We start from the raw sequence: 24486 nt of genomic DNA, 5'->3' as shown, positions 1-24486 counted from the left end.
TCGAGCACCGGAACTCAGCCGGGTCGCACGAGGAGGCTCCGCGGGCCGCGGGTGAGCAGTCCGCTCCTGGGCGGACGGAATCCGTCCACCCAGCGGAGCCGGGGCATGGCGTCGAGCAGGGCCCGTACCCCCTGTTCGGCCTCCAGCCGCCCGAGCGGGACGGCCGGACAGGACTCCGGTCCTGCGGTGGACCGGCTCTGGTCGGTCCGGAAGGGGTCGAAGAGATCGGGGGCGGCGTACCGCTCGGGGTCGCGGCCCGCCGCGCCGATCAGACAGGCGACGGGCACCCCGGCGGGGAGCGTGCCACCGCTGACCCGTACCTCGGCGACGGTGCGGCGCAGCACGACCTGCACGGGCGGGTCGCGGCGCAGCGACTCGGTCCAGGCGCGGTGGGCGAGGGCGGGTTCGATACGCAGGGCGGCCAGGAGGTCGGGGTCGTCCAGCAGATTGGCGAGGAGGGAGGCGAGCGCCGTCTCACGGAGGCCGGTCCGGCTGATGCAGGGGGTGATGAGGTGACCGGGCGGCTGCGCCGGGTCCTGGGAGGTGCCGGGGGCGGCTGCCCTCACGGGCAGCCAGCGGCAGAACTCCTCGACGAGATCGGCCTGTTGCCGCCCCGCGATGCGGTGTGCGAGGACGTAGGCGGTCCGTTCGACGCGTTCGGAGAGGTGGCGGGGCACGGTCGCGGCCGGCCGCGCGATGTCCTGCGGCCGGGGCAGGCAGAGCCTGCTGCCGTGACAGACCCCGCGCGGCGCGGGGCCGCCGCGGGGCTCGCCGTCGTGCGGGAAGCCGGTGAACCGCGGGTCGGTGAGGGCGATCGACACATCGGCGTGCCGGCTGAGCAGCCAGGCGCCGAGGGGGGCGTCGTAGCTGAGCGGGTACTCCTCGCGCAGCACGCGGTAGAGCCGGTACGGATCGTGCGCGGCGCCGGGCGCGAGCAGGCTGGGGCCGGTGCCGAGCCGGGCGGCACGGCGACCGAGATCCGAGGCGGGCGGGGGTATGCCGTCGGGCGCGTCGGCCTGCATCCTTGCCCCCCGGGGTCGGTGCGCCGCTGTGCGGCGCGGATGAACCAAGGGGACCACGGCGGAGCGCTCGGCGCAGTGGAGGTACGGCCGTTCGGGTGAGGGTGGCCGTCGCGCGCAGCAGCTCAGGCCTTTCTCATCCTTGCCGGACGCGGCCTCGACCAACAGGCGTGATGCACGCCCCGGCTCAGAGCCTGCCGGGCGGCCGGTTGATGACGCGGCGATGTAGTCCTCGACGGTGTTGGCTCGTGTGGTCTTGCGGTGGGATTCATGACTCCACCGTGAAGGACTGCCCGGCAAGCCGGACGAGCATCAGGCGGATCATTGCCACCTTGATCATGGCCTCGGAGGTCGCGGTCAGCCGTTCGTAGTCGCGGGCCGGCCGACGGTTCCGGACCAGCCGGCCGAAACTTAGCCCCCCACCCAGCGGCGGGGCAGAACCTTGAAGCCCTTGACGTCGTCGGTCCGCTTCACGATCTCGACAACGATGTTCAACGCATCCCGGGCCCATGAAAGAAGCTTGGAATCAGCGGAGTTGGCGTATCCGCCGTCAGCCCACACCAGACCGACCGTGCCAAATCCCTTCGCGAGACGGGCCAGGACGATGCGGCCTCCGGCCCGGTCCTGCACGGACGCGGAGGTGACCGCGACGACCAGCAGCAGGCCGATCGTGTCAACGATCACGTGTCTCTTTCGCCCCGTCGTTCGCTTGCCCACATCGAACCCACGCGCCTCGCCGCCCTCGCTGGTCTTGATCGACTGGGCGTCGATCACGGCGGCCGACGGCTCGGGATCGCGTCCGGCCCCGACCCGGACCTAGCGGCGGAGTTCGTCGTGGACGCGGTCCCAGGTGCCGTCCCGGCGCCACTTGGTGAACCAGCGGTGGGCCGCGTCCCAGGGCATCAGATCGCGCGGAAGCATCCGCCACTGGCAGCCCGACCGCAGCACATAGAACACCGAGTCGAGTACCAACCGGTTCATTTGGTGAGAGACGGTCACGTCCAGCCTTGCAAGGGTGCGTGGACGCCTGGTGTTCTGTCAGGTTCTTGCCATGCCGGATTCGGACAGCGCCGACGTCTTTCCCCGGCAAGTGATCTCCCTGGACGCTGGCCCGGCACAGCCGACCGTTACTCCCGCCTCACAAGGGCAACAGACGCGTCGGGCTCGGGCCCGCAAATGGAGTTAAGGGGAGCACGTGGACAACCCAAGACGGACTCGATACAGACGACTTGTAGCAACGGGGGTGGTACTGGCCGCTGTTGCCGCGCTGCCCGGCCTGGCAGGTGCCGCCGGTGCTTCGGAGCAGAACACAGGCCTTCTGCCGCCCGCGGCCTCTGCCGACCGGGCCGTCGCGACCCGGATCACCCTGGTCACCGGCGACACCGTCGAGGTCGTCAAGGACGCAGCAGGCCGACAGTCGGTGCACTTCGCCGGCGCCGAAGGCGCGAGCAAGAGCAAGGGCTTCCAGACGATGTCCGGCCCGGACGGGGACCTGTACGTGCTCCCCGAGGACGCGATCGACGCCCTTGCCTCCAACGCCGTCGACCGCGAGCTGTTCAATGTCACCCGGCTCATCAAGGACGGCTATGCCGACTCCCGCAGTGACAGCCTGCCGGTGATCGTCGGCTATGCGGACAAGCCGTCGGACGCCACGCTCAAAGCGCGCGCCGACAACCTGCCAGCCGCCGACCTCGGTGCGCTGCTGGAGACCGTCGACATGGCGGGCGTGACGATCGACAAGAAGAACGCCGGACGTTTCTGGCGGTCCGTCAAGCCGGTCTCCGAGCCGTCCCGGAACGGCAGAACGGTCACCGCCCCGAACGTATCGAAGGTCTCCCGCCTCTGGTACGACGGGAAGGTCAAGGCAGCCCTCGACAAGAGCGTGCCGCAGATCGGCGCTCCCGAGGCATGGGCGAAGGGTGTGGACGGCAAGGGCGTCAAGGTCGCCGTCCTCGACACCGGCGTGGACCTGGGCAACGCCGACGTCAAGGGCAGGCTGACAGCCACTCAGAGCTTTGTGCCGGGCACCGCCACCGTCCAGGATGGAGACGGCCACGGCACTCATGTCGCCTCCACCATCGTGGGCAGCGGCGCCAACTCGGGCGGCAAGTACAAGGGTGTGGCCCCCGGCGCCGACCTCCTGGTGGGCAAGGTGCTCACCGACGGCGGCGGCGGGCTGTCCTCCTGGATCATCAACGGCATGGAGTGGGCCGCGGCCCAGGGCGCCGACGTGGTGAGCATGAGCCTCGGCGGCCTCACGAGCACCCCCCATGATGCGAAGACGGAGGCGGTGGACCGGCTGTCGGCAACCACCGGCACCCTGTTCGTCATCTCCGCCGGCAACGACGGCCCCGGCGAGACCACCGTCACCAGCCCCGGCACGGCCGACTCCGCGCTGACCGTGGGCGCGGTCGACAAGTCCGAGGTCCTCGCCGGATTCTCCAGCCGCGGCCCGCGCGTCGGCGACAGGGCCATCAAGCCCGAGATCACCGCGCCCGGCGTCGGCATCGTCGCGGCCCGCGCCGCCGGCACCTCCATGGGCGCGCCCGTCGACGCGAACTACACCGCGGCCAGCGGCACGTCGATGGCGGCTCCGCATGTCGCGGGCGCCGCCGCCCTGCTGGCCCAGCGCCACCCGGACTGGACCGGCCGGCGCATCAAGGCGGCACTCACCACGCACGCCAAGCCCAGCAGCGACTACTCCGCCTACCAGCAGGGCAACGGCCGGGTGGATGTCCCCGCCGCGCTCGACCCGGCGCTGGAACTGTCCGGTACGGCCGACTTCGGGCTGATCACGTGGCACCCGGGGACGTACGAAAAGGAGACCCGTACCGTCACCGTCACCAACACCACGGACAGCGCCACCACCGTGACCCCCGCAATCAGCGGGAACATCCCGCAGGGCGCGGTCACCGTCCCGGGACCGGTCGAGGTGGCCGCGGGCGCCAGCGCCGAGATCACCGTCACCCTCGACCCGAACCTCGCCCCGACCGGTCTGACCAGCGACACCCTCACCCTGACCAGCTCGTCGGGCGCCACCGCGCACACCGCCGTCGGCCTGGACAAGGAGCGCGAACATCACACGGTCACTGTCCACTTCAAGGACCGCAAGGGCCAGACGCCGAGCAATTTCACCTACAACCTCGCGGGGATGAGCACTGGCACCACCAAGACGGGGGCGGGCGACACAGCGGAGCTCGAACTGCGCCTGCCCGCGGACCGCTACAGCATGATGGGTCGGGTGGCCACCCAGCTCAGCGGGGACTCCACGGCCTACGCCCTCGATCTCTACGCTCTTCCGACGATCGACCTCACCTCCCATGACGTCGAGCTGACCGTCGACGGCACCAAAGCAACCGACTTCAAGCTGGACGTGCGCGACGAGAAGCGGCCCCTGGAGACCGCGGACTACTCGTACGACCTCGCCCGCGTGGGGAAGAACGGGAGCGTGATACAGAGCTCCGGCGTGTTGAAGGTGGTCCGCAGCCTGCAGCACGTGGGCGCCATCCCGGCCGAGGCACCGAAGAAGGGTGACGGCGAGCTGTGGGCCTCGTTCTACCAGTCACGCCGCGAGCCGCTGATCCGGGCATCGGTGACCCGGCCGGACTCGTACGCGCTGACGCCCATCACCACCGACTACAGCAAGCGGTTCGACGGCCACAGCCGCTATGACCTCGTGGACGTCGGCGCCGGAACCGAGGAGGACCTGGCGGGACTCGACCTCAAGGGCAAGGCAGCCCTTCTGCACCTGGACAACCTCATCGGCAACAACCCGGTGATCCAGCGCGTGGAGGCGGCTGGCGCCGCCGCGATCGTCCTCGCCCCCACCGTCGACGAGACCCTCAGCGTGTACGTCGACGGGGTGAACGTGCCGTACTTCGCCGTCAACTACGACGAAGGCCGCCGGCTCACCGCCGATGTCGCGGCCGGCCGGACCACGATCGACCTCCGAAGCATCAAGGAGTCGCGCTACCAGTACACGGGCCGCTACGACTGGAACACCGGTATCCAGGCGAACCTGTCGACCCCGAGCAAGAAGGCCGACTACGCCAAGGTCCGCAGCTCCTTCCACAGCAACGGCACCGAACAGACGACCAGTTACCGCGTGGACTCCTGGGGTCCGGGCCCCCTGGCCTCCTATGCGCTCCTGCGGAATCTCCAACTGGGCACCGAACGCGACGACTACATGCTGGCCCGTCCGGACATCACCTACCAGACCACGGTCGTCTCCTCCCACTGGGGACCAGTGGACATGCTCGAGACAGCGCGCCGCTACCGGCCCGGGACCTCGGTCGCCGCGCACTGGTGGGCGCCCGTGCAGCATCCGTCCGTCGAGCCCAGCTCCGCCTGCTCGTTCTGCCGTTCCGACGTGAGCACCACCTTCTCTCCGGGTTACGGCGGTGACAGCGACCCGACGCACTGGACGAACTACGGTGTGCGCCGGACCTGGGCGTACTACCGCAACGGCGAGCAGATCACCGACACCTCCAGGATCTTCGTGCCGGAGAAGGCCGACTACACCTTCGTCTCCACCAACACCCATGTCGACAGCACGGTGAAGCTCGGCGGCAAGGTCGTCACCGAGTACGGCTTCACCTCCGCGGCACCGACGTCGATGGAGGCGCCCGACTGCAAGGCGGTCATCCCCAAGGCGACCGCCTGCGAGGCCCTTCCCGTCATCCAGCTCCACTACCGGATGAACACCTCCCTGCTCAACGAGGTGACCACGGGCAGCCACTCCACGGTCACCGTGGACGCCTCCCGCGCCAAGGGCTTCACCGGCGACAGCCGGATCGCCGGGGCGAAGTTCTCCGTCAGCTACGACGACGGCGCCACCTGGAAGAGCGCCGATGTCGACCGGGCCGACGAGAATTCGTTCACGGCCCGGTTCACCAACGCGGAACTGTCCGCCTCGAACGGGTACGTCAGCATCAAGGCCGAGGTCTGGGACGAGGCGGGCAACCGCACGGTCCAGACCGTCACCCGGGCGTATGCGCTGAAGTAACGCGGCCTGCCCACCATGGGGCGCCGCACGGGGGCTCCCGTGCGGCGCCTTTCGTCGATTCGCACGGCGAATTGCCGGAGTCGCCCCAGAGCCCCTTTCGTCCGCGAGATCGTGAAGCGGACCGACGGCGTCAAGGGCTTCAAGGTCCTGCTCCGCTGCTGGGTGGTGGAGCGAAGTTTCGGCCGGCTGGTCCGAAACCATCGGCCGGCCCGCGACTACGAACGGCTGACCGCGACCTCCGAGGCCATGATCAAGGTGGCAATGATCCGCCTGATGCTCGTCCGGCTCGCCGGGCAACCTTCACGGTGGAGCCATGAATCCCACCGCAAGACCACACGAGCCAAGACCATCGAGGACCTCATCGCCGCGTCATCAACCGGCCACCCGACAGGCTCTCAGGCCGGACGCCCGGGAAGCTCCGGCGCTCCGGGCGGCTTGAGTGCGGGCGCGGACAGCCGGAAGGTGATCCGGCCGAAGCTCACCTGGTCCCCGTCGCGCACCGACACCGCACCGGTCACCCGCTGCCCGTTCACACACGTGCCATTGGTCGAGCCGAGGTCGCGCAGGATCCAGCGGCCCCCCTGCACGGTGAGTTCGGCATGCTTGCGCGAGACGGTCTCATGGGTGAGCCGCAGTCCGTTCGCCGGATCGCGGCCGATGAACACGGGGTACGGGCTCGGGGCGGGCAGCAGCAGTTTCGGCAGCCGCTCGGCCTGCCAGGCCCTGCGTACCCGGGCCGGGAACCCGGACACCTTGCCGACCACCCGGAACAGCCTCTGCGTCCAGCGGCCTTCGCTCCGCAGGTCGGCGGTGAGTGCCGCCAGCTCCTCCGGGCGGCGGGCGGCCAGGGCCAGTTCCATGCGCCGTACGAACGTGTCGTGGGAGAGCCTGCCCTGCGCGGCGCCTTCTCTGAGCACACCGAGAACACGGTCGCGCTGAGCATCGGACACCCGCGCGGGATACGTGTGGAACTCGAAGGACGACGTCACAGGATCAATTGTCGGGGCGACCGCCTCGGAGTGTCCAGAACAACTCCGCTTGCCGCCCGCCTGACCGCCGCGGGCGGAGGGGCGTCCTCGTGCCGAATTATCGTGCACCAGACCGTAATCCGGTGGACGCTCCACCACAGGACCGGATACGGTGGCCATCCGCCCGAAGACCGAGGAAGGAGGCGAGAACAGTGCGTACGAGTACCACTTCATTCCCGCGCTCCCGTCCCGTTCGCCGGGCGGTTTCGGTTTCGGTCTGACCGGGAGCGCATCGCTTCTTCCGGAGGACTCTTCCATGACCGATCTGGTCATCCGCGCGCTCACCGAGAGCGACGCACAGCTTTTCCTCACTCTGCCCGACCGCGGTCTCGTCGGCCGCGCCGCCTTCGGGCACAGCTATGCCACCGTGCGCGAGGGTGGTGAGTACCGCCCCGAGTGGACCTGGATCGCCGAGCGCGACGGTGTCGTGGTGGCCAGGGCCGCCTGGTGGTCGGGGCCCGAGGACACCGCACCCGTGACGCTCAACTGGTTCGACTTCGCCGACGGCGAGGACGAGGCGGGCACCGAACTGCTGCGCCAGTCACCGCTGTACGCCGAGTACGAGCTGATCCTGCCCGCCGGCTGGCGGGATCGGCCCGACGTCGTGGCCGCCGCCGAGGCCAGGATCGCCGCCGCCCGCGCGGCCGGGATGAAGCCGCTGGTCGAGCGGTACCGGTACGAGTGGACGCCGGAGTGCGGGCTGCCTGAGCGGCCCGGCCGGCTCACCTTCCGGCCGGAGCCGGACGACGCGGTGATCCTCGACGTGCTGCGCCGGGTCCACTCCGTCACGCTGGACGCGCACGCCCGCCGGGCCATCGAGGGACCCGGCGGACTGGAGCAGGCGGCGCAGGAGGAGCTCGACTTCTTCCACTGGTGCCCCTCGCCGCGCTCCTGGTGGCAGCTGGCGTACACGCCCGAGGGCGAAGTGGCCGGACTCCATGTGCCCGCCCGTAACCCGGGCGGACCGTGCATCGGCTTCATCGGCGTCGTACCCGAGCAGCGGGGCCACGGCTACGGGTACGACCTGCTCGTCGAGTGCACGCACTTCCTCGCCGCCGAGGGCGCCGAGTTCATCGCGGGCGCCACCGACCAGGGCAATGCGCCGATGGCGGCCGCGTTCGCCCGGGCGGGCCATCCCATCATTCAGGAACGCATCCATCTGGTGTGAGGTTCGGGGTGAGCTCCGCCAGCCAGTCCAGGCGGAGCTGCTGCTCGGCGGGGATGGTCGCATCCTCGCCGCGCGGCCCCACATTGAGCAGCAGATTGCCGCCCGCGGCCGCGGTCTCCGTGACCAGTGAGGTCAGCGCGGGGCGGCTGAGGAAGGCGTCGGGTGGGGAGTTCCGGTTGTAGCCGAAGCTGTGGTCGATGCCCCGGGTGATCTCGTACGGGTCCGGGCCGGTGTAGCGGGCGAACTCGGGGGTGCGGAAGTCGTAGTACGGGGGCTTGCGCGGCACGAACCCCTCGCCCTGCGCGATCGTGCGGCGCTCCCACCGGTCGTACAGGGCCTTGGCGCCCGGCAGGTGGAGGGCGCGCCACATCGGCGCGTAGGGGAACAGCCGATCGTTGACGACGCCGTGCGGGACGGTGAAGCGGAAGTACTCGATGAGCCGCTGGACGTCGGTGCGCGAGCCGGGCCAGGCGATGTCGTTCCACAGGATGTCGGGCCGGTAACGGCGTATCAGTTCGCGCATCTGGGCGTCGGCGTACGCGGGGTAGTCGCCGCGCGGCACGGCGCAGACGGTGTCCGCGCCGGTGCCGATGGGCCGGTCGTCGAAGGTCCAGTCGAGCCCGCCGGAGTAGTAGACCCCGAACCGCAGTCCTTCGGCGCGGACCGCTTCGGCGAACTCGCCGACCACGTCGCGGGTGGTGTGCCAGCCGGTTCGGTGCGGGTTGCGGACCTCGGAGGGCCAGAGGCAGAACCCGTCGTGGTGCTTGGTGACGAGGACGGCGTAGCGGGCGCCGGCAGCGCGGAAACTGCGGGCCCAGGCCGCCGGGTCCCAGCCGTCCAGGCCGTCGTTGAAGTCGTTGCCGAAGTCGGTGTACGGCCGGGTGCCGTAAGTCGCCCGGTGGTGGGCGGAGACGGGGCTGCCGGGGAAGCGGAGCGCGTTCTCGTACCACTCGGCGTACGAGGTCCAGCCGAGCGGCGTCCGGCGGCCGGCGAGGGGCAGCTCGTCGGCGGGAACGTACGGCGGGGCCCAGCCCGGTACGGACGCGGGTGTCCAGTGCACAAAGATCCCTAGCTGGGCCTGGGACCACCATGAAGCAACCATGGCGCGAAGTATTGATCATCGAGGGGGCCGTTCGTAAGATCCGGGCGCCCCCGGCCTGATCCGAAGGACAGGCCCTGCGGATACCACCGAGCTGACGGCGAGCGGCCGATGACCGTGGAGGACAACCGCACGGAACCGCAGTCCCGGCTGGGCGGCGAAGGAGTCCCAGCCGGAGGGGCCCTTGCCGTCGGTGTCGGCTGCTCCTTCGGTCTGGAAGGCGGAGGCGGCGGCTCCTCAGAGGAATCCTGGCGGGAACGTCGGCACGATCATCTCGGCCTCCAGCAGCCGTACGTATGAGCAGAACCTGGCAGGGCAATGATCAGAACCAGACCTTAATCGCCAGTAACGGGCTCGATCCCGCGTCGTGGGCCGGTGATCCCGACTTCTGCCGACCATGGGGCCGTTACGAGGAGACGAGGAGCGACGCATGCTGTTCGAGGTATGGGCACCGGAGGCGGATTCCGTCGGTCTGCGGCTGGCGGGTGAGCTGCGGGCGATGGAGCGCGACCCGGCACGGACGGGCTGGTGGACAGCCGAGGCGGAGGCCGCGGACGGGGACCGGTACGGCTTCGTCCTCGACGACGGCCCCGTGCTGCCCGATCCGCGCTCGCGCCGCCAGCCGGACGGCCCGGACGGCGAGAGCGCCGTCGTCGACCAGGAGGCGTACGCCTGGCGCGCCGAGTGGGCGGGCAGGGGACTGCCGGGCGCCGTCCTGTACGAGCTGCACGTCGGCACGTACACCGAGGAAGGCACCTTCGACGCCGCCGCGGCGCGGCTGCCGCACCTCGCCGAGCTGGGCGTCACCCATGTGTCGCTCATGCCCGTCTGCCCGTTCCCCGGCCGGCACGGGTGGGGTTACGAAGGGGTGTCGCTGTGGGCCGTGCACGAACCGTACGGCGGCCCCGACGGGCTGAAGCGCTTTGTCGACACGGCGCACGGGCTCGGTCTTGCGGTGGTCCTCGACGTGGTCCACAACCACCTGGGACCGTCCGGCAACCACCTGCCCGCCTTCGGCCCGTACTTCACCGAGACCCACCACACGCCGTGGGGCGCCGCGGTCAACCTCGACGCCGCGGGATCCGACGAGGTCCGCGCGTATCTGCTGGGCAGCGCACTCGGCTGGCTGCGCGACTACCGGTTCGACGGACTGCGCCTCGACGCGGTCCACGCCCTCGCCGACACCCGGGCGCTGACCTTCCTGGAGGAGCTGTCCGCGGCGGTCGACGCGCTCGCCGCGGAGCTCGGTCGTCCGCTGCCGCTGATCGCCGAGTCGGACCTCTGCGACCCGCGTACGACAACGCCGCGCGCGGCGGGCGGCATCGGGCTGCACGCCCAGTGGAACGACGACTTCCACCACGCCCTGCACACGGCGCTGACCGGCGAGTCCCAGGGCTATTACGCCGATTTCGCCACCGCCCCGCTGACCGCCCTCGCCAAGACCGTGACGAGCGCCTTCTTCCACAACGGCACGTACTCCGCCTTCCGCGGCCGCACCCACGGCCGCCCCGTCGACACCGCCCGCACCGCGGCCACCCGCTTCGTCGGCTACGCGCAGACCCATGACCAGATCGGCAACCGGGCACTCGGCGACCGGCTCTCCGCCTCCCTCTCCCCCGGGCTGCTGGCCTGCGCGGCGGCACTCGTGCTGACCGGCCCGTTCACCCCGATGCTGTTCATGGGCGAGGAGTGGGGCGCCCGTACCCCCTGGCAGTTCTTCACCGACCACACCGACCCGGCGCTCGCGGAAGCGGTACGCAGCGGCAGGCGCCGGGAGTTCGCGGCGCACGGCTGGGCGGCGGACGACATCCCGGACCCCCAGGACCCGGCCACTCGCGACCGCTCCTGTCTGGACTGGACCGAACCGGAACGCGAACCGCACGCCCGCATCCAGGCCTGGTACCGCGAACTGATCGCACTGCGCCGCACTTTGCCCGATCTGTCGGATCCGGATCTGGCCGCGGTGAAGACCGCCCATGACGAGCAGGCGCGCTGGCTCGCCTATCGCAGGGGCGATCTGCGGATCGCGGTCAACCTCGACGAGAAGCCGGCCACGATCCCGCTCGGCGTCGGACGGAACCGGAACAGCCGGGGCAGGGTACTGGCCGCCTGGAAGCCGGTGGAGACGCCGGGCGCGGACGGGCTGCTGCATCTGCCGCCCGAGTCGTGCGTGGTGCTCGCCGACGACTGAGGGTCCGCGGAAGTGGTGCCGTACGACGTACAGCTCCACTTCCGCGACGGGAGGCGGAAGCCGGGGGGCTGAACGCTCCTCCCGGCCCGGCTATTCGACGATCGCCAGCTCGCGTGCGGTGGTGTTGAGCCGGCGCCCACCGTCCTCCGTGACGGTCACGATGTCCTCGATACGGACGCCGAACCGGCCCGGCAGATAGATGCCGGGCTCCACGGAGAAGCACATCCCGGGCACCAGCGGCTGCTCCTCGCCCTCGATCATGTACGGGGGCTCATGGGTGGTGACGCCGATGCCGTGGCCGGTGCGGTGGATGAAGCGCTCGCCGTAGCCGAACTCGGTGATGACAGCGCGGGCCGCCCGGTCGATCTCCTGGCAGGCGACGCCGGGCCGGACCGCGCGGCAGCCGGCCTCCTGCGCCTCCCGCACGATGTCGTGCACCCGCTGCTCCTCGGTGCTGGGTTCGCCGACATGGACCGTACGCGAGGTGTCGGAGCCGTAGCCGTGCTTGAGGCCGCCGAAGTCCAGCACCACCATGTCGCCGCGCTCGATCGTGCGGTCGCCCGCCTCGTGGTGCGGGTTGGCGCCGTTGGGCCCGGAGCCGACGACGGTGAAGTCGACCTGCGAGTGCCCGAACTGCTTGAGCAGCGCGGCGAGATCGGCGGCGACGTCGGTCTCCTTGCGGCCGGAGAAGCGGACCTTCAGGATCTCCTCGTACGTGGCGTCGGCGGCGGCCCCCGCTGCCGCGAGCCGCTCCAGCTCGGCCGCGTCCTTGACCGCCCGCAGCATCGGCAGGGCCTCGGTGAGGGAGACGTACGAGGTGCCGGGGAGGAAATTCTGCAGCCCGAGCAGGTGCATCGCCCAGGCGTTGTCGCTGACCCCGAAGCGGCCGGCCGCGTCGAGCAGCGGGGCGGTCACGGCGTACGGGTCCTTGCCGTCGGTCCAGTCGCGCAGGGTCAGCGCCGGGGAGCCGACGGCCCGCTCGGCGTCCGGTGCCTCCAGGGTGGGGACGACGAGGACCGGGTCCTGGCCCGCCCTGAGGACGAGGAGGGTGAGGCGTTCGGTGTTCACGGGGTGGTAGCCGGTCAGGTGGACGAGGTCCGGGCCCGGTGCGACGAGGACACCCGCGAGCCCCGACTCGGCGGCGGACTCGGCGGCCCGCTCCATCCTCGCCCGGTAGTCATCGGCGGTGAACGGCACGGGCTGGTCGGGGCTGGACATGCGGGACCTCCTGGCGATGCGACACGGCACACGACATCCTGCCCGGCGGCAGCGGTCGGCGCGAGTGCGGGGTCAGGGCGTCGGGCGCAGCCGTACGACGAGGTCGGCGCGGTCCCGGCCACGGTCGACGAGCCGGGCATTGCTTTCGTCGGATCCGGCCACCCAGCGCTCCGCGTACGGCCGGGGCTTGCCGAACCGCACATGGCGGTCGACGAGCCGGCGGACCCGTACCTCCGGGTCGAGGTCCAGGAACCAGACCTCGTCGAGCAGCCCGCGCACCGGCGCCCACGGGCCGTCGTCGTGGAGCAGGTAATTGCCCTCGGTGACGACGAGCGGGATGTGCGGGGCTACGGGAACGGCCCCGGCGATCGGCTCCTCCAGGGTGCGGTCGAAGACCGGAGCGTAGACGGGCCCCTCCTCCTCGGGCGTGCGCAGGCGTCGCAGCAGGGCGGCGTACCCGGCGGCGTCGAACGTGTCGGGGGCGCCCTTGCGGTCGGCCCGGCCCAGCCGGTCCAGCTCGGCCCGGGCCAGGTGGAAGCCGTCCATCGGGACGAGGACGGCGAGCCCGGCCAACGCGTCGACGAGGCGGCCGGCGAGGGTTGACTTACCGGCTCCGGGCGCCCCCGCGATGCCGAGTATGCGGCGATGGCCGGGGGCGGCGAGCCGGCGGGCGCGGGCCGACAGTTCACCGACGTCACTCGTGTGCATGCCAGGCATTGTCCCGGCATGGCGGCGCCCTCGGTAGCGTTACGTATAACCCACCTGTGCCCCAGCTCCGCACCCCCGAGGAACCGCCATGTCCCACATCGCCCTGGTCACTTTGGTCGTCCGCGACTACGACGAGGCCCTCTCCTTCTACACGAACGCCCTCGGCTTCGAACTCGTCGAGGACACCGACCGAGGGGACGGATCCCGCTGGGTCGTCGTCCGCCCGCGCGGCGCCGCGGTAGGTACGGGGCTGCTGCTGGCCCGCGCCAAGGACGAGGATCAGAGGGCCTCCGTCGGCGCGCAGACCGGCGGCCGGGTCGGTTTCTTCCTGCACACCGAGGACTTCGCAGCCGACCACGCACGGATGCTGGCGGCCGGAGTTCGCTTCCTGGAGGAGCCGCGCCACGAACCGTACGGCTCGGTCGTGGTCTTCGAGGACCTGTACGGCAACCGCTGGGACCTGCTCCAGCCCGCGTGAACCGCGGGCTTCCCGCCTCGCGGGAGCGTTGTCGATGGCCGCTGTTGCGTTCAGTGACATGACTGATCCGACGGCCGCCGTCGTCGACTCGCGGTCCCACCGGCGGAACGCTCACGCATCCGCTTCCGGGCGCGACGGCAGGGTGCCCTTGCGGACCCGGCCGACAGAGCCGACGACGAAAACCCCGCTGTCCGGCCGCCTTGACACCGGCGGACAGCGGCTTCTCTATCGTGATGGCCGGGCGGCGCCCGCCCTTGTTGCCCTTGGCCTCGGCGGCCCGCAGCCGGTCGTACGTCAGCTCCCGCTGGAGCTCGCGCTGGAGTTCGCCGGCGGCCGCGAGGGTCTGCACCATGAACTTCACGGTGGACAACAGCTCTCAGGCGCGCGGGTGGCGGGCGGCGAGGTCCATCGCAGGTCGGGCGGTCGACTGCTGGTCGGTCGAGACCCGCTTGTAGATCAGATTGGCCATTGCGGCCCTTTCCGCGCGGAGGGACGGAGCCCATCTGTGGTCAACTGTCATCAATCAGCATCGGATCTGATTGGATCGGCGCCGCCCCAGCGCCCCGGATTGTCCGGGTTCATTGGATGCCTACCGTGCCTGTCGTCATCCGATCGTTTGCCGACAGGGCGGCCCGTGATCACGAGCCTTCGACGGATCACCGCACCCTCCCCGAGTCGTTAGCAACTCGGGTTGACTATCTCAATTAGTCAACTACGGTTGCTTGCATGTCCGTCGGCAAGAATTCCCTTCCCCATGAGCCCGCTGACGCCCTGGCGGCTGTCGTGGCGTTGCGGCGCCTCGCCGATCAACTGGAGGACGCCGCTGTCGAGCAGGCCATGCGGGCGGGCTGGAGCTGGCCGCAGGTCTCCGAGGCGCTCGGTGTCACCCGCCAAGCCGTCCACAAGAAGCACGCCAAGCGGCTCATCGCCGCCGGAGTCAAGCTGAGGAGGCGCGGCGATGAGCGCGTTTGACAAGTACCTGCACGCGGTCATCGTGCGGGCGATGCACGAAGCCCACGAGGACGGTTCGACGACGATCGACGCGCAGCATCTCCTGTTGTCGCTCGCCGCCGATCAGGGGTCTACCGCACAGCAGGTCCTGGTCTCGGTCGGGCTCGGTCGCGCTGCTGTCCGCGACGCACTGGACCGAGAGTTCGAGCACAGCCTGAGCATGGTTGGAGTGTCTCCAGCCGCCTATGGCCTTCCCAGGCCGAGCCACGCTTCCCCGCAGCCCAAGATGGGTGCGTCCGCCAGACTCGCACTGGAGCGGAGCTTCGGCTCCGCTCGCAAGAAGGACCTGCGGTCAGCACATTTGCTGCTCGGGATCCTGCAGGCTCAAATCGGCACCGTGCCACGTGCTCTCGCCTTGGCCGGTATCGATCAGGCCGAGTTGGCGGACCGCGTACGGCAGACGCTCAACAGCCAGGATCAGTGACCACCGGACACAGCTGACACAGCCAGTTCACCCCGCGCGGCCGTGCCCTTGCCGTGAGGTGCGGTGGGTCCGGTAGGCGTGCGCGATGGATCGCACGCTGCGCTGGGCTCTAAACCCCTGGTGAGAGCCGGTGGGCCAGTGAATCACGCTGTGGATAGGGGCCGGGCGGTCATCTACGGGTCACACACGACAAGGAGGACCACATGCACCAACACACCGCTCATACAGAAAGCGGCCGACCGGGCGCCGAACCGGCCAGAGCAGGGGGCACTGTATCCGAGTCCGCACCGGCCTCAGGGGCTGAGGGCTACGAGGCAGTCCAGCGCTTACTTCAGCAAGCCGTGACTCAAGGCGGCCTTCCCGGCATTCTTGCTGAGGTGTGCGACGGCGACCGGCAGTGGTTCGGGACCGCAGGAGTGGCCGACACCCGAACCGGCCGCAAGCGTTCACAGCAGGACCGGTTCCGCATCGGCAGCATCAGCAAGACGTTCGTGGCCACCGTCGTGCTGCAGCTGGCGGCGGAAGGCAGGCTGAGCCTGGATGACACCGCGGAACAGTGGCTGCCCGGCGTGGTACAGGGCCATCACCACGACGGTGCCAGGGTGAACATCAGGATGCTGCTCAACCACACCAGCGGGATCTTCAACTACACCGATGACCAGGAAGCACTGAACCGTTACGAGACACACCCGCCCGAGTCATTGGTGCAGATCGCCATGGCCCATCCGCCCACCTTCACACCGGGTTCGGGCTGGGCGTATTCCAACACCAACTACGTCCTCGCCGGCATGATCATCGAACGGGCCACCGGCCGCGCGCTTGCCGAGGAGATCACCGAGCGGATCTCCCGCCCATTCGGCCTGGCTGGTACGCACCTGCCGAACGGCAGCGACCCAACGATCCACGGGCCACACTCCCGGCACTACACGAAGCTGTTCCAGACCGCCCCCGGCGCGCCGGTCCACGACGCGACCGAGCTCGATTCATCCATGTTCTGGGCAGCCGGCGGCATGATCTCCACCGCCGGGGACCTCAACCGGTTCTTCGGCGCCCTGCTGAGGGGCCGGATACTGCCACCGGACCAGCAACGCGACATGTTCACCACCGTGCCCACCCGCGACTGGATTTCCAACGCCGCCTACGGCCTCGGCGTTTCCTCAGTGAGACTGCCCTGCGGGGAAACGGTCTGGGGCATGGGGGGTGCACTCTTCGGATCGTGGTCCTACGCCTACGGCGCTCGCGATGGCGAACAGATGGTCACCACCAACGTCAACGGCGACTGGAGCAATGGCGGTTGGGACGACCCCATCGGCATCTTCACTGATCTACTTCAGGCGAAGTTCTGCCGCCGGAGCGATACCTGAACACCGGTCACGGGTCGGTCCGGCTCGGCTCCTGATACTCACTCCCGCCCGCCGTCGTCGTCCGGCGCACCAGGGTCGCACAGCGGGCGCAGGCCACCGTCGCGCCGGTTCAGCGCGCGGAACAGCTGCTCCAGCACGCCCACCACGTACGCGTCACAGTCCACCGTCCCCTCGGGCAGCTCCGGGTTGGAGTACACCGCCTTCTTCCACGCCGCTGGCACCAACTTGGCGTCGATCTCACGCCGCAGCAGTGGCTTGCCCTTCATCTTCCGCCTCGCCAACGCCGGGAGCCGCTCCAACTCCGGGATCCGCCGCCCCTTCGGCACCCCGAGCAGCGCCACCAGATCCGCCGACAGCGACGCGTCCGCCCGCCGCGCAGCGCCCGCCACCGTCGCGTACAGCCGCTTCTCTGCGACCTGACGTACGGATGCGACCTGCTTGGCCAGCACACTCACGCCCGGCAGCACCCGGTGGCGGCGCAGCCGGCCGACCGCCTGGTTGAACAGAGCCACCGGTCCCTCGGCGCCCGTCCACGCCCGCCCATGCAGGAACGCGCGGAACTTCCGCCCCCACTCCGCGTCCTCGAACGGGTGGTAGCCGTAGGCGTCCCGGAAGGTTGGTCAGCGTACGCGCCCCGCCCGGCGCCCGGCTTCGCCGACGAGACCAGCGCGGCCTTGAGTTGCGGGCCCTTCCAGTCCGGGTGCTCCTGGGCGAGCAGCGCGGCGGGCCCGGAAGATGTCACGGGGCGTCAGAAGAATCTCCGGCAAGAAACCCGCCGCCCGGTGACATCCCCCGGGGGTGTCCGCTCCGTCGAAGTGGTCAGAGACGAACGGAGGCGCGCATTTGCGTACCGAGGACCTGGCGGAGTTCCGCGGTTTTGCCGAGGACCGGCTGCCGCACCTGCGGCGCACCGCGTACCTGATGTGCGGTGACTGGCACCATGCCGAGGACATCACCCAGACGGCGCTGACGAAGCTGTACGTCGCGTGGAGTCGGCGGCGCCAGATACACAACATGGACGCGTACGCCCACCGTGTGCTGACCCGAGCCTGCGTCGACCACACGCGGCGCCGTTGGCGCCGCGAGCACCCCACCGCCGCACTGCCCGACCACGCCGGGCCCGGCACGGATCCGGCGCTCGGGCTCCAGGTCCGTGCTGCGCTGGCCGCCCTTCCACCGCGCCAGCGCGCGGTGGTGGTGCTGCGCTACTGGGCCGACCTGGACATCGCCGCGACCGCCAAAGCCATGGGCTGCACTGCCGGAACCGTCAAGAGTCACACCGCGCGGGCACTGGTCCGCTTGCGAGAACTACTCGGCGACAGCGACACGTTCGACACGTTCGCCGCGCATGTCGCCGCCACCCGAGAGAAGGTTGCCCTGCCATGAACGACCACGACGTCAAGACCCTGCTGGAAGCCGGGCTCGACGACGAGCCACCGGTACGAATCAACGTCGACGCGGCAGTTTCCGCCGGACGCCGCCGCCGGTCGGTGCGTCGCCTCGCACTCGCCGGTGCGGGCCTGACCGCCGGGACGGCGATGGCCGTGGTGGCACTGACCACGACCGGTGCCGGTACGGTGCCGAGCCCGTCGGCCGCCACCGACCCGCTCGTCGGGCCGATGGTGCTGACCGCGTCCGGCGCCGGCTCCGACTCGAAGCCGCTGCGGCCGGACAGCTTCGGCCCGGGACGTGAGCACACGACACACTGGCGCAGCGAGCAGCTCGCCGACACCCTCGTCACGCTGCTCCCGCCGGGCAGGACGACCGTCCACGAGGGCGACTTCCCTGGCCGGACCTACCGTGTGACATGGGACGACGGCACCGGACCGGTGAACTTCATCGGCGGCGCCGACTACACCGCCGACGCCCCGCAGGTGCCGCTGTGCGCGAGGCTCGCGACACCCAAGGTCACGCCCCGGCCGGGCGCGCCGAAGCCGCAGGACGTCGCCCCGTCGCATGAGTGCGAGGTGATCGATCTCGACGGCGGGCGGGCGGAGGCGGTGACACTCCGGTTCCCGCAGGACGGCCGGGTGTCACAGTACGTACGTGTACTGCGCGCGGACGGCCGGACGGTGACCCTCCAGCAGTGGGGCGGCACCCCGAGCTCGACGCGGTCGCGGGACACCGCCGCGTCGCGGCCACCGCTGGGCACCGCCGAGCTGCTGGCGATCGCGAACGACCCCGCCTGGCGCTTCTGACCCGGCTGGATCGCCCGGCGCCGCGCGCCCCGGTTCGCACGCAGGCCCGCAGCCGGTCGCCCGACTGCGGGCCGCGTCGGACTGAGCGGCCGGGCGCGTCGGGCCGGGCGGCCGGGCGGCGTGTTCAGCGGTTCGCCCGGCCTTCCAGGTACGCGAGTACGGCGAGCACCCGCCGGTGCACCGTGCCGTCGTCCGGTTCCAGACCGAGCTTGGCGAAGATCGAGCCGATGTGCTTGCTCACCGCCCTCTCCGTGACGACGAGTTCGGCGGCGATGGTGCCGTTCGCCTTGCCCTGGGCCATCAGTTCCAGCACCTCGCGTTCGCGCGGGGTGAGACTCTGCAGCGGTTCGGCGGACGACCTGCGGGTCAGCAACTGGGTCACGACCTCCGGGTCGAGGGCCGTGCCGCCCGCCGCCACCCGGTCGAGGGCCTCCAGGAACTGGTCGACCCGGCCCACCCGGTCCTTGAGGAGGTAGCCGATGCCCTGGGCGCCCTGGGCGAGCAGCTCGGCGGCGTAGGTCTCCTCGACGTACTGGGACAGGACGAGGATCGGCAGCTCGGGCAGCTCCGCGCGGGCCGCGACGGCGGCGCGCAGGCCCTCGTCCCGGAACGTCGGCGGCAGCCGTACGTCGAGGACGGCGGCGTCCGGCCGGTGCTTCAGCAGGGCGGGAAGGATCTCGGGCCCGGTGGCCGCGTCGGCCACCACCTCGTGGCCCGAACTGGTGAGCAGCAGGATCAGGCCCTCCCGCAGCAGGGCGTTGTCCTCGGCGATCACGATCCGCACGGCAGCTCCACTTCGATGTCCGTCGGCCCTCCGGTGGGGCTGCTGATGCGGGTGGTGCCGTCCAGCGCGGCGACCCGCCGCCTGATCCCCACCAGGCCGCTGCCGGCGCGTTCGTCCGCGCCGCCGTGTCCATCGTCCCCGATGACCACACGCAAGGTGTCGGGGCCCCGGCCGATCCGGACCGTGGCGGCCGTCGCGCCACTGTGCTTGCTGATGTTGGTGAGCGACTCGGCGACCACGAAGTACGCGGCCGCCTCGATGGCGGCCGGGAGCCGCCGCCCGTCCTCGACACCGTCGAGGTCCGCGGTGACGGGTACGGCGACATCGGCGGCCAGCGCCCGTACCGCACCCGCCAGTCCACGGTCCGTCAGGACGGGCGGATGGATGCCGCGGACCACGTGCCGCAGCTCCGCGAGGGCTGCCTCCGCGCCGTCCTGGGCCTCGTCGAGGCGGAGCCGGGCGGCGGCGGGGTCGCGGTCGAGGAGTTGCTTGGCGAGCCCGATGCGCATCGACAGGGCGACGATCCTGGCCTGGGCTCCGTCGTGCAGATCCCTTTCGATCCGGCGCAGTTCGGCGCCGTGCGCCTCGACGGCACCGGCCCGGCTCTCCGTCAGCTGCGCGATCCGGTCGCCGAGTTCGGCGGAGTGCGACGAGGTCAGCAGCGAATGGGACCAGCTCGCCGCGAGGTCCGCGAGCACGGGATGCCAGCGCAGTACCCAGCCCTGCCGCTCGGGAAGCGGTGTGCCGTACTCGTCGGCGGTGCGCCGGTCCAGGGCGTGGACGACGGTCAGTGCGGCCCCGTCCACGAAAAGACCGACCGGCCACAGGATCATGGTGAGATAGGCGAGTACGTTGCCGAGGAGCGCCTGGGCCGGCAGCCAGAGCGCGTCGCGCCAGGTCGCGGGGTCGGTGAGGACTCGGCGGACCCGCTCGGACAGTTCCCCGCCGTCCAGCGGAAGATACTGCGCCGGGCTGAACGGCACCCCGAGCCGCGCGGCGGACCGGCGGCGCTCGAAGTCCGCGAAGCGCCGCAGCAGTTTGGCGGCCTCCGGCAGGGCGGGCAGTCCGATGATCACGGCGGCGAACATCAGGACGGCGGCCACCAGGAACACGCACAGATAGGCGAGCAGTGCCACCGGAACGCCGATGAACAGATAGCGCGAGGCATCCCACGAACGCCGGATGGCGACTGTCAGCGGGGCGGGATCGGTGCTCATGTCAGATCACGTTACGGGGGGCCCGCCCGGCTGCGGAGTGGGGCCCGTCCCCGGCTCGTGGTGGAGCTGGCTGTACCCCCGTTCCGGGAGCGCGCACTCTCCCCCGCATCCCCGCTCGCTCCTAACGTTTATGCAGGTCAGGCGGTACGTCAGCAACAGCGGAGGTAACCAACGGTGGACACGGTCACGGCAGTGCGGGCGACAGCGCTGAGCCTGGAGTCGGTGAGCCGGCGCTACGGGCGGCGCGGCCGCGCCCGGGAGGTGGTGGCGCTCGACGCGGTTTGCGCGGTCCCGGCCGGGAGCTTCACCGCGGTGGTCGGCCCTTCCGGGTCCGGCAAGAGCACGTTCCTGCAGTGCGCGGCGGGGCTGGACCGTCCCACCTCGGGAACGGTACGGATCGGTGGCACCGACCTGGGGTCGCTGAGCGAGGCGGCACTGACCCGGCTCCGCCGGGACCGGGTGGGCTTCGTCTTCCAGTCGCACGCACTGAACCTGGTGCCGTCGCTGTCCATCGAGGAGAACGTCGTTCTGCCGCTGGTGCTCGCGGGAGCGGATCCGGGCGATGCCGGGGTGCTGGCCCGGGGGCAGGATCTGCTGGCGCGCGTGGGTCTTGCGGGGCGCGGCGCGGAGAGTCCGACCACGCTCTCGGGCGGCCAGCAGCAGCGGGTCGCGGTGGCCCGCGCGCTGGTGACCGAACCCGCGGTGATCTTCGCGGACGAGCCGACGGCTTCCCTGGACCCGGAGTCGGCGGCGCTGGTCCTCGGTCTGCTGCGGGACGCGGTCCGGATCGACGGCCGTACGGTCGTCATGGTCACCCATGATCCGGTGGCGGCGAGCTGGGCGGACACCGTGCTGACGATGGACGGCGGGCGGCTGCGATGAGCGCGAGGATCCGCAAGGCGGAGACCGTGCGGGCGCGATCCGGGGCGCGGCGCGCGTCGGCGTTCCTGGCCGGGCGCTCGGTGACGGCGCACCGGCGGGCCTGGGCCGCGGTGTTCGCGACGGCGGCGGCCACAGCGGCGCTGATCGGTGCATTCGCGCTGGTGCTCGGCTCGCTGCTGCTGGCGCGGCCGCCGGTGGAGCGGTACGCGGGCGCGGACGCGGTGGTGGCGGCCGACCAGAAGGTGTCGTACACCGCGAAGCCGTGGGGCAGTGAGCCGACGACGGTGACGGCATATCTGTCGGAACGGGCCCGGCTGGACCGGGCCGTGGTGGCGAAGGCCGCGGCGGCCGACGGGGTGGCGAAGGCGGTCGCGGACGACTCGGTGCCGCTGACGCTGGGTGGTGGCGCCGGTGCGGTCGGCCGTTCCTGGCCGTCGGCGGTGCTCACCGGGTACGAGCTGACCTCCGGCCGGGCGCCGCGGAGTGCGGACGAGGTGGTCGTCGACCGGGCGCTGGCAGCCGCCGGGGCCGAGGTCGGCTCGACCGTGAAACTCCAGGTGGAAGGCGCCGCGCGCCCGTACACCGTCAGCGGTGTCGCGGACGCGGGCAGTCGGGGCGAGGGAACCCCCGCCGTCTTCTTCACCGAAGCGCGGCTGACCGCGCTGGCCGGACACCCGGGCACGGTCGACGCGGTCGGGATCGTCGCGCGGGACGGCGTCTCCTCGGACGCGTTGCGGGACTCGTTGGCCGACGCGTTGCCCGACCGTACGGACACCGGGCGCGGCATCCGGGTCCTCACCGGCCCCGCACGCGGAGAGGCCGAGCACCTGGACGCGCTGGGCGGCCGCGGTGACCTGCTGGCGCTGCTCGGCTCGATCGCGGGCACGGTCCTCATGGTGGCGCTTCTCGTTCTTTCCACGACCGTCTCCCAGGCGGTCCACCAGCGCTCCGGTGAGCTGGCGCTGCTGCGGGCGGTCGGCGCGACGCCGCGGCAGCTCAGGTCGGCGGTCGGCCGGGAGGTGAGCCGGGTGGCCGGTGCGGCGGTGGTGCTCGGCGGGGCCGGGGCCGTACCGCTGGGGCTGCTGATGCGGTCGCTGCTGACGACGGATCCGCTGCCGCTGCCCGCGCCGCTGTGGCTGCCGCTCGCGGCAGCCGTGGCCGCCGCGGTGGTTGTCGCCGGGGCCGCGCGTCCGGTCTCGCTGCTCGCCGCCCGGTCGATCACCGGGATGCGGCCCGCCGCCGCGCTGAGTGCGGCGCGCGCCCCCGAGCCGGGTGAGCCGGGCCGGCTGCGGACCGGTGCGGGCGGGCTGCTGGCCGTGTCCGGGGTCGGCTCGGCGGTCGCGGCCATGGCGCAGGGCGGTCAGGCGGCCGCGGTGGCCGCGTCGGGTGCGGCGACGTCGCTGGTCATCGCGGTGGCGCTGCTCGGGCCGTGGATCGCACGGGCGTCGACGCGGGTGCTGGGTGCGCCGCTGCGACGTGCGGGCGGTGTCTCCGGGTTCCTGGCGGCGAAGTCGGCCGCCGCGCACAACCGGCGGCTGGGCGCGGCGATCACGCCGATCGTGCTGGTGGTCGCGTTCGTCTGCGTCCAGCTGACGGCGGGGGCGACGCTGGAACGGGCCGCCGACCGGCAGTCGGCGGCCGCGCTGCGGGCGGACTTGGTGGTGACGGCTCCGGCGGGACTGCCCGGGGACGCGGCTGCCGCGGTGCGCGGGGCGCCGGGTGTGGCGGCTGCGACAGGTGTGCTGCGGTCGTCGGTCATGCTCGCGCACCACGAGATGGGCGATCCGAAGCTGGACCGCTACCCGGTGCTGGGTGTGACGGCGGACGAGCTGTCCGGCACGGTCGATCCGGGCGTCGCATCGGGTGACCTGGCCGCCCTGACGGGGCGCTCCACGGTCGCCGTCGGCAGGGACCGGGCGGACGAGCTCGGCGTCGGCGTCGGCGACCGGGTGCGGCTGCGGCTCGGTGACGGTGCACAGACACGGCTGCGGGTGGTGGCGGTGTACGAACGGGCCCTGGGGCTCGGCGAGTTCATACTGCCCCGCGAGGCGCTGACCGGCCATGTGTCGGCGGCGCGCGATGCCCGGATCCTGGTCCGCTCGGAGGAAGGGTCGGCTGCGGCGTCGGTGCGCCGCGCGGTCGCCCCGTACGCCGGTGCGCAGGTCCGGGCCGCGACGGCGGACGACGTACGGATCGCGCCGTCGTCGTCGGAGGAGGACGACGCGCTGATCGTCATCGGGGTCGGGGTGATCGGCGGGTTCGCGCTGCTGGCGGTGGTGAGCACGCTGGCCCTGATCACGGTGGGCCGCCGCCGGGAGTTCCGCCTGCTGCGGCTGGTGGGTGCGGGGCGCAGGCAGGTGACGCGGATGCTGTTCCTGGAGACGGGGCTGGTGGCCGTGGCGGGCCTGACGATCGGCACGGCGGTGGCGGCGATCCCTCTGACGGCGTTCGCGGTGTCGGCGGCAGGGACGGCCCCGTACCTGGAGCCGGTGCGGTACGGGGTGCTGGCGGGGGCAGTGCTGGTGGCTGCGGTGGCGGGCGTCGTGATCCCGGGGGCGTCCGGTGGCCGCGTCAGGAGGCAATGAGGGTGCGGTGGGCGGCCCGGGGCCGCTGTGACCTCCTCTCAAGCGCCGGACGGGCTGAAGGATGTCCTCCACGGCTGGACGGGCTTGGTCTCAAGCCCGTCCAGCCA

18 protein-coding genes and 4 pseudogenes are annotated in these 24486 nt (G+C 71.3%); 12 read left to right on the top strand and 10 right to left on the bottom strand.

Annotated elements, in window-relative coordinates:
* Window positions 1–14 precede the first annotated feature (14 nt).
* Together AB0915_RS09120 and AB0915_RS09115 are read right to left on the bottom strand one after the other, a co-directional pair.
* Entirely contained in the window at window positions 15–1022 is a 1008-nt protein-coding gene (locus AB0915_RS09120) for a cytochrome P450 (RefSeq protein ID WP_366690452.1), read from the bottom strand.
* Window positions 1023–1308: 286 nt separating this feature from the next.
* Window positions 1309–1994, bottom strand: a pseudogene (locus AB0915_RS09115) (IS5 family transposase); the annotation flags it as partial.
* A gap of 220 nt (window positions 1995–2214) precedes the next feature.
* On the opposite strand from AB0915_RS09115, the gene AB0915_RS09110 reads away from it, so the two are divergent.
* Together AB0915_RS09110 and AB0915_RS09105 are read left to right on the top strand one after the other, a co-directional pair.
* A complete protein-coding gene (locus AB0915_RS09110) occupies window positions 2215–6024 on the top strand; it encodes a S8 family serine peptidase (RefSeq protein WP_366690451.1) in 3810 nt (1269 codons plus the stop codon).
* Between the two features lie 132 nt (window positions 6025–6156).
* Window positions 6157–6321 (top strand): annotated as a pseudogene (locus tag AB0915_RS09105) (transposase); the annotation flags it as partial.
* 98 nt (window positions 6322–6419) lie between these two features.
* On the opposite strand, the gene AB0915_RS09100 reads toward AB0915_RS09105, so the two are convergent.
* The gene (locus tag AB0915_RS09100) at window positions 6420–7013 is read right to left on the bottom strand and encodes a DUF1707 and FHA domain-containing protein (protein WP_366690450.1); all 594 of its coding nucleotides are present in this window, start codon (window positions 7011–7013) and stop codon (window positions 6420–6422) included.
* A gap of 295 nt (window positions 7014–7308) precedes the next feature.
* Between AB0915_RS09100 and AB0915_RS09095 the strand changes: the two genes are divergently transcribed.
* Complete coding sequence (locus AB0915_RS09095) at window positions 7309–8220, top strand: GNAT family N-acetyltransferase (RefSeq protein ID WP_366690466.1); 912 nt, start codon at window positions 7309–7311, stop codon at window positions 8218–8220.
* Here the strand turns inward: AB0915_RS09095 and AB0915_RS09090 are convergent.
* Window positions 8192–9322, bottom strand: coding sequence for an alpha-L-fucosidase (locus AB0915_RS09090; protein WP_366690449.1), 1131 nt, complete (start codon window positions 9320–9322; stop codon window positions 8192–8194). The two genes, AB0915_RS09095 and AB0915_RS09090, sit on opposite strands and share 29 nt — an antisense overlap.
* A gap of 141 nt (window positions 9323–9463) precedes the next feature.
* A pseudogene (locus AB0915_RS09085) lies at window positions 9464–9592 on the bottom strand (family 1 glycosylhydrolase); the annotation flags it as partial.
* A gap of 157 nt (window positions 9593–9749) precedes the next feature.
* Between AB0915_RS09085 and treZ the strand changes: the two are divergent.
* Window positions 9750–11510: a malto-oligosyltrehalose trehalohydrolase gene (gene treZ / locus AB0915_RS09080; RefSeq protein WP_366690448.1), complete on the top strand. Its 1761-nt coding sequence runs from the start codon at window positions 9750–9752 to the stop codon at window positions 11508–11510.
* 90 nt (window positions 11511–11600) lie between these two features.
* On the opposite strand, the gene AB0915_RS09075 is transcribed toward treZ, so the two are convergent.
* Both AB0915_RS09075 and AB0915_RS09070 read right to left on the bottom strand, forming a co-directional pair.
* Window positions 11601–12728: an aminopeptidase P family protein gene (locus tag AB0915_RS09075; RefSeq protein WP_366690447.1), complete on the bottom strand. Its 1128-nt coding sequence runs from the start codon at window positions 12726–12728 to the stop codon at window positions 11601–11603.
* Between the two features lie 72 nt (window positions 12729–12800).
* Window positions 12801–13436, bottom strand: a complete 636-nt coding sequence (locus tag AB0915_RS09070; protein ID WP_366690446.1) for a nucleoside/nucleotide kinase family protein — start codon at window positions 13434–13436, stop codon at window positions 12801–12803.
* Between the two features lie 88 nt (window positions 13437–13524).
* Here AB0915_RS09070 and AB0915_RS09065 point away from each other — a divergent pair, with 88 nt between their 5' ends.
* From AB0915_RS09065 to AB0915_RS09050, 4 genes are all read left to right on the top strand, one after another.
* The gene (locus AB0915_RS09065) at window positions 13525–13914 is read left to right on the top strand and encodes a VOC family protein (protein WP_366690445.1); all 390 of its coding nucleotides are present in this window, start codon (window positions 13525–13527) and stop codon (window positions 13912–13914) included.
* Between the two features lie 726 nt (window positions 13915–14640).
* On the top strand, window positions 14641–14886 hold the full coding sequence (locus tag AB0915_RS09060; protein WP_256647937.1) for a hypothetical protein: 246 nt from the start codon (window positions 14641–14643) through the stop codon (window positions 14884–14886).
* Window positions 14873–15349, top strand: coding sequence for a Clp protease N-terminal domain-containing protein (locus tag AB0915_RS09055; protein ID WP_366690444.1), 477 nt, complete (start codon window positions 14873–14875; stop codon window positions 15347–15349). The genes AB0915_RS09060 and AB0915_RS09055 overlap by 14 nt, the downstream gene beginning before the upstream one ends.
* Before the next feature lie 203 nt (window positions 15350–15552).
* Window positions 15553–16713, top strand: a complete 1161-nt coding sequence (locus tag AB0915_RS09050) for a serine hydrolase domain-containing protein (RefSeq protein WP_366690443.1) — start codon at window positions 15553–15555, stop codon at window positions 16711–16713.
* Between the two features lie 98 nt (window positions 16714–16811).
* Here the strand turns inward: AB0915_RS09050 and AB0915_RS09045 are convergent.
* Window positions 16812–17324: pseudogene (locus AB0915_RS09045) on the bottom strand (DUF4158 domain-containing protein); the annotation flags it as partial.
* Window positions 17325–17556: 232 nt separating this feature from the next.
* Between AB0915_RS09045 and AB0915_RS09040 the strand changes: the two are divergent.
* Together AB0915_RS09040 and AB0915_RS09035 are read left to right on the top strand one after the other, a co-directional pair.
* On the top strand, window positions 17557–18099 hold the full coding sequence (locus AB0915_RS09040; RefSeq protein ID WP_366690442.1) for a SigE family RNA polymerase sigma factor: 543 nt from the start codon (window positions 17557–17559) through the stop codon (window positions 18097–18099).
* Window positions 18096–18911 (top strand): hypothetical protein, encoded by an 816-nt coding sequence (locus AB0915_RS09035; RefSeq protein WP_366690441.1) that lies wholly within the window; start codon window positions 18096–18098, stop codon window positions 18909–18911. The genes AB0915_RS09040 and AB0915_RS09035 overlap by 4 nt, the downstream gene beginning before the upstream one ends.
* A 124-nt stretch (window positions 18912–19035) precedes the next feature.
* On the opposite strand, the gene AB0915_RS09030 is transcribed toward AB0915_RS09035, so the two are convergent.
* Together AB0915_RS09030 and AB0915_RS09025 are read right to left on the bottom strand one after the other, a co-directional pair.
* The gene (locus AB0915_RS09030) at window positions 19036–19695 is read right to left on the bottom strand and encodes a response regulator transcription factor (protein WP_366690440.1); all 660 of its coding nucleotides are present in this window, start codon (window positions 19693–19695) and stop codon (window positions 19036–19038) included.
* A complete protein-coding gene (locus AB0915_RS09025) occupies window positions 19683–20912 on the bottom strand; it encodes a sensor histidine kinase (RefSeq protein ID WP_366690439.1) in 1230 nt (409 codons plus the stop codon). The genes AB0915_RS09030 and AB0915_RS09025 overlap by 13 nt, the downstream gene beginning before the upstream one ends.
* Before the next feature lie 174 nt (window positions 20913–21086).
* On the opposite strand from AB0915_RS09025, the gene AB0915_RS09020 reads away from it, so the two are divergent.
* Both AB0915_RS09020 and AB0915_RS09015 read left to right on the top strand, forming a co-directional pair.
* Window positions 21087–21794, top strand: a complete 708-nt coding sequence (locus AB0915_RS09020; RefSeq protein WP_366690438.1) for an ABC transporter ATP-binding protein — start codon at window positions 21087–21089, stop codon at window positions 21792–21794.
* Entirely contained in the window at window positions 21791–24379 is a 2589-nt protein-coding gene (locus tag AB0915_RS09015) for an ABC transporter permease (protein WP_366690437.1), read from the top strand. The genes AB0915_RS09020 and AB0915_RS09015 overlap by 4 nt, the downstream gene beginning before the upstream one ends.
* The last annotated feature ends 107 nt before the right edge of the window (window positions 24380–24486 follow it).

Source organism: Streptomyces sp. NPDC048411, assembly GCF_040704695.1.
GTDB lineage: Bacteria > Actinomycetota > Actinomycetes > Streptomycetales > Streptomycetaceae > Streptomyces.
The sequence above is the reverse complement of the archived record's forward strand: the minus strand, read 5'-3'. Positions and strand labels throughout refer to the sequence as shown.

Coding starts and splice junctions, on each gene's coding strand:
- AB0915_RS09015 (WP_366690437.1), top strand. CDS start 21,791: ATGAGCGCGAGGATCCGCAAGGCGGAGACCGTGCGGGCGCGATCCGGG.
- AB0915_RS09060 (WP_256647937.1), top strand. CDS start 14,641: ATGTCCGTCGGCAAGAATTCCCTTCCCCATGAGCCCGCTGACGCCCTG.
- AB0915_RS09035 (WP_366690441.1), top strand. CDS start 18,096: ATGAACGACCACGACGTCAAGACCCTGCTGGAAGCCGGGCTCGACGAC.
- AB0915_RS09095 (WP_366690466.1), top strand. CDS start 7,309: ATGACCGATCTGGTCATCCGCGCGCTCACCGAGAGCGACGCACAGCTT.
- AB0915_RS09070 (WP_366690446.1), bottom strand. CDS start 13,436: ATGCACACGAGTGACGTCGGTGAACTGTCGGCCCGCGCCCGCCGGCTC.
- AB0915_RS09025 (WP_366690439.1), bottom strand. CDS start 20,912: ATGAGCACCGATCCCGCCCCGCTGACAGTCGCCATCCGGCGTTCGTGG.
- AB0915_RS09120 (WP_366690452.1), bottom strand. CDS start 1,022: ATGCAGGCCGACGCGCCCGACGGCATACCCCCGCCCGCCTCGGATCTC.
- AB0915_RS09050 (WP_366690443.1), top strand. CDS start 15,553: ATGCACCAACACACCGCTCATACAGAAAGCGGCCGACCGGGCGCCGAA.
- AB0915_RS09090 (WP_366690449.1), bottom strand. CDS start 9,322: ATGGTTGCTTCATGGTGGTCCCAGGCCCAGCTAGGGATCTTTGTGCAC.
- AB0915_RS09065 (WP_366690445.1), top strand. CDS start 13,525: ATGTCCCACATCGCCCTGGTCACTTTGGTCGTCCGCGACTACGACGAG.
- AB0915_RS09075 (WP_366690447.1), bottom strand. CDS start 12,728: ATGTCCAGCCCCGACCAGCCCGTGCCGTTCACCGCCGATGACTACCGG.
- AB0915_RS09055 (WP_366690444.1), top strand. CDS start 14,873: ATGAGCGCGTTTGACAAGTACCTGCACGCGGTCATCGTGCGGGCGATG.
- treZ (WP_366690448.1), top strand. CDS start 9,750: ATGCTGTTCGAGGTATGGGCACCGGAGGCGGATTCCGTCGGTCTGCGG.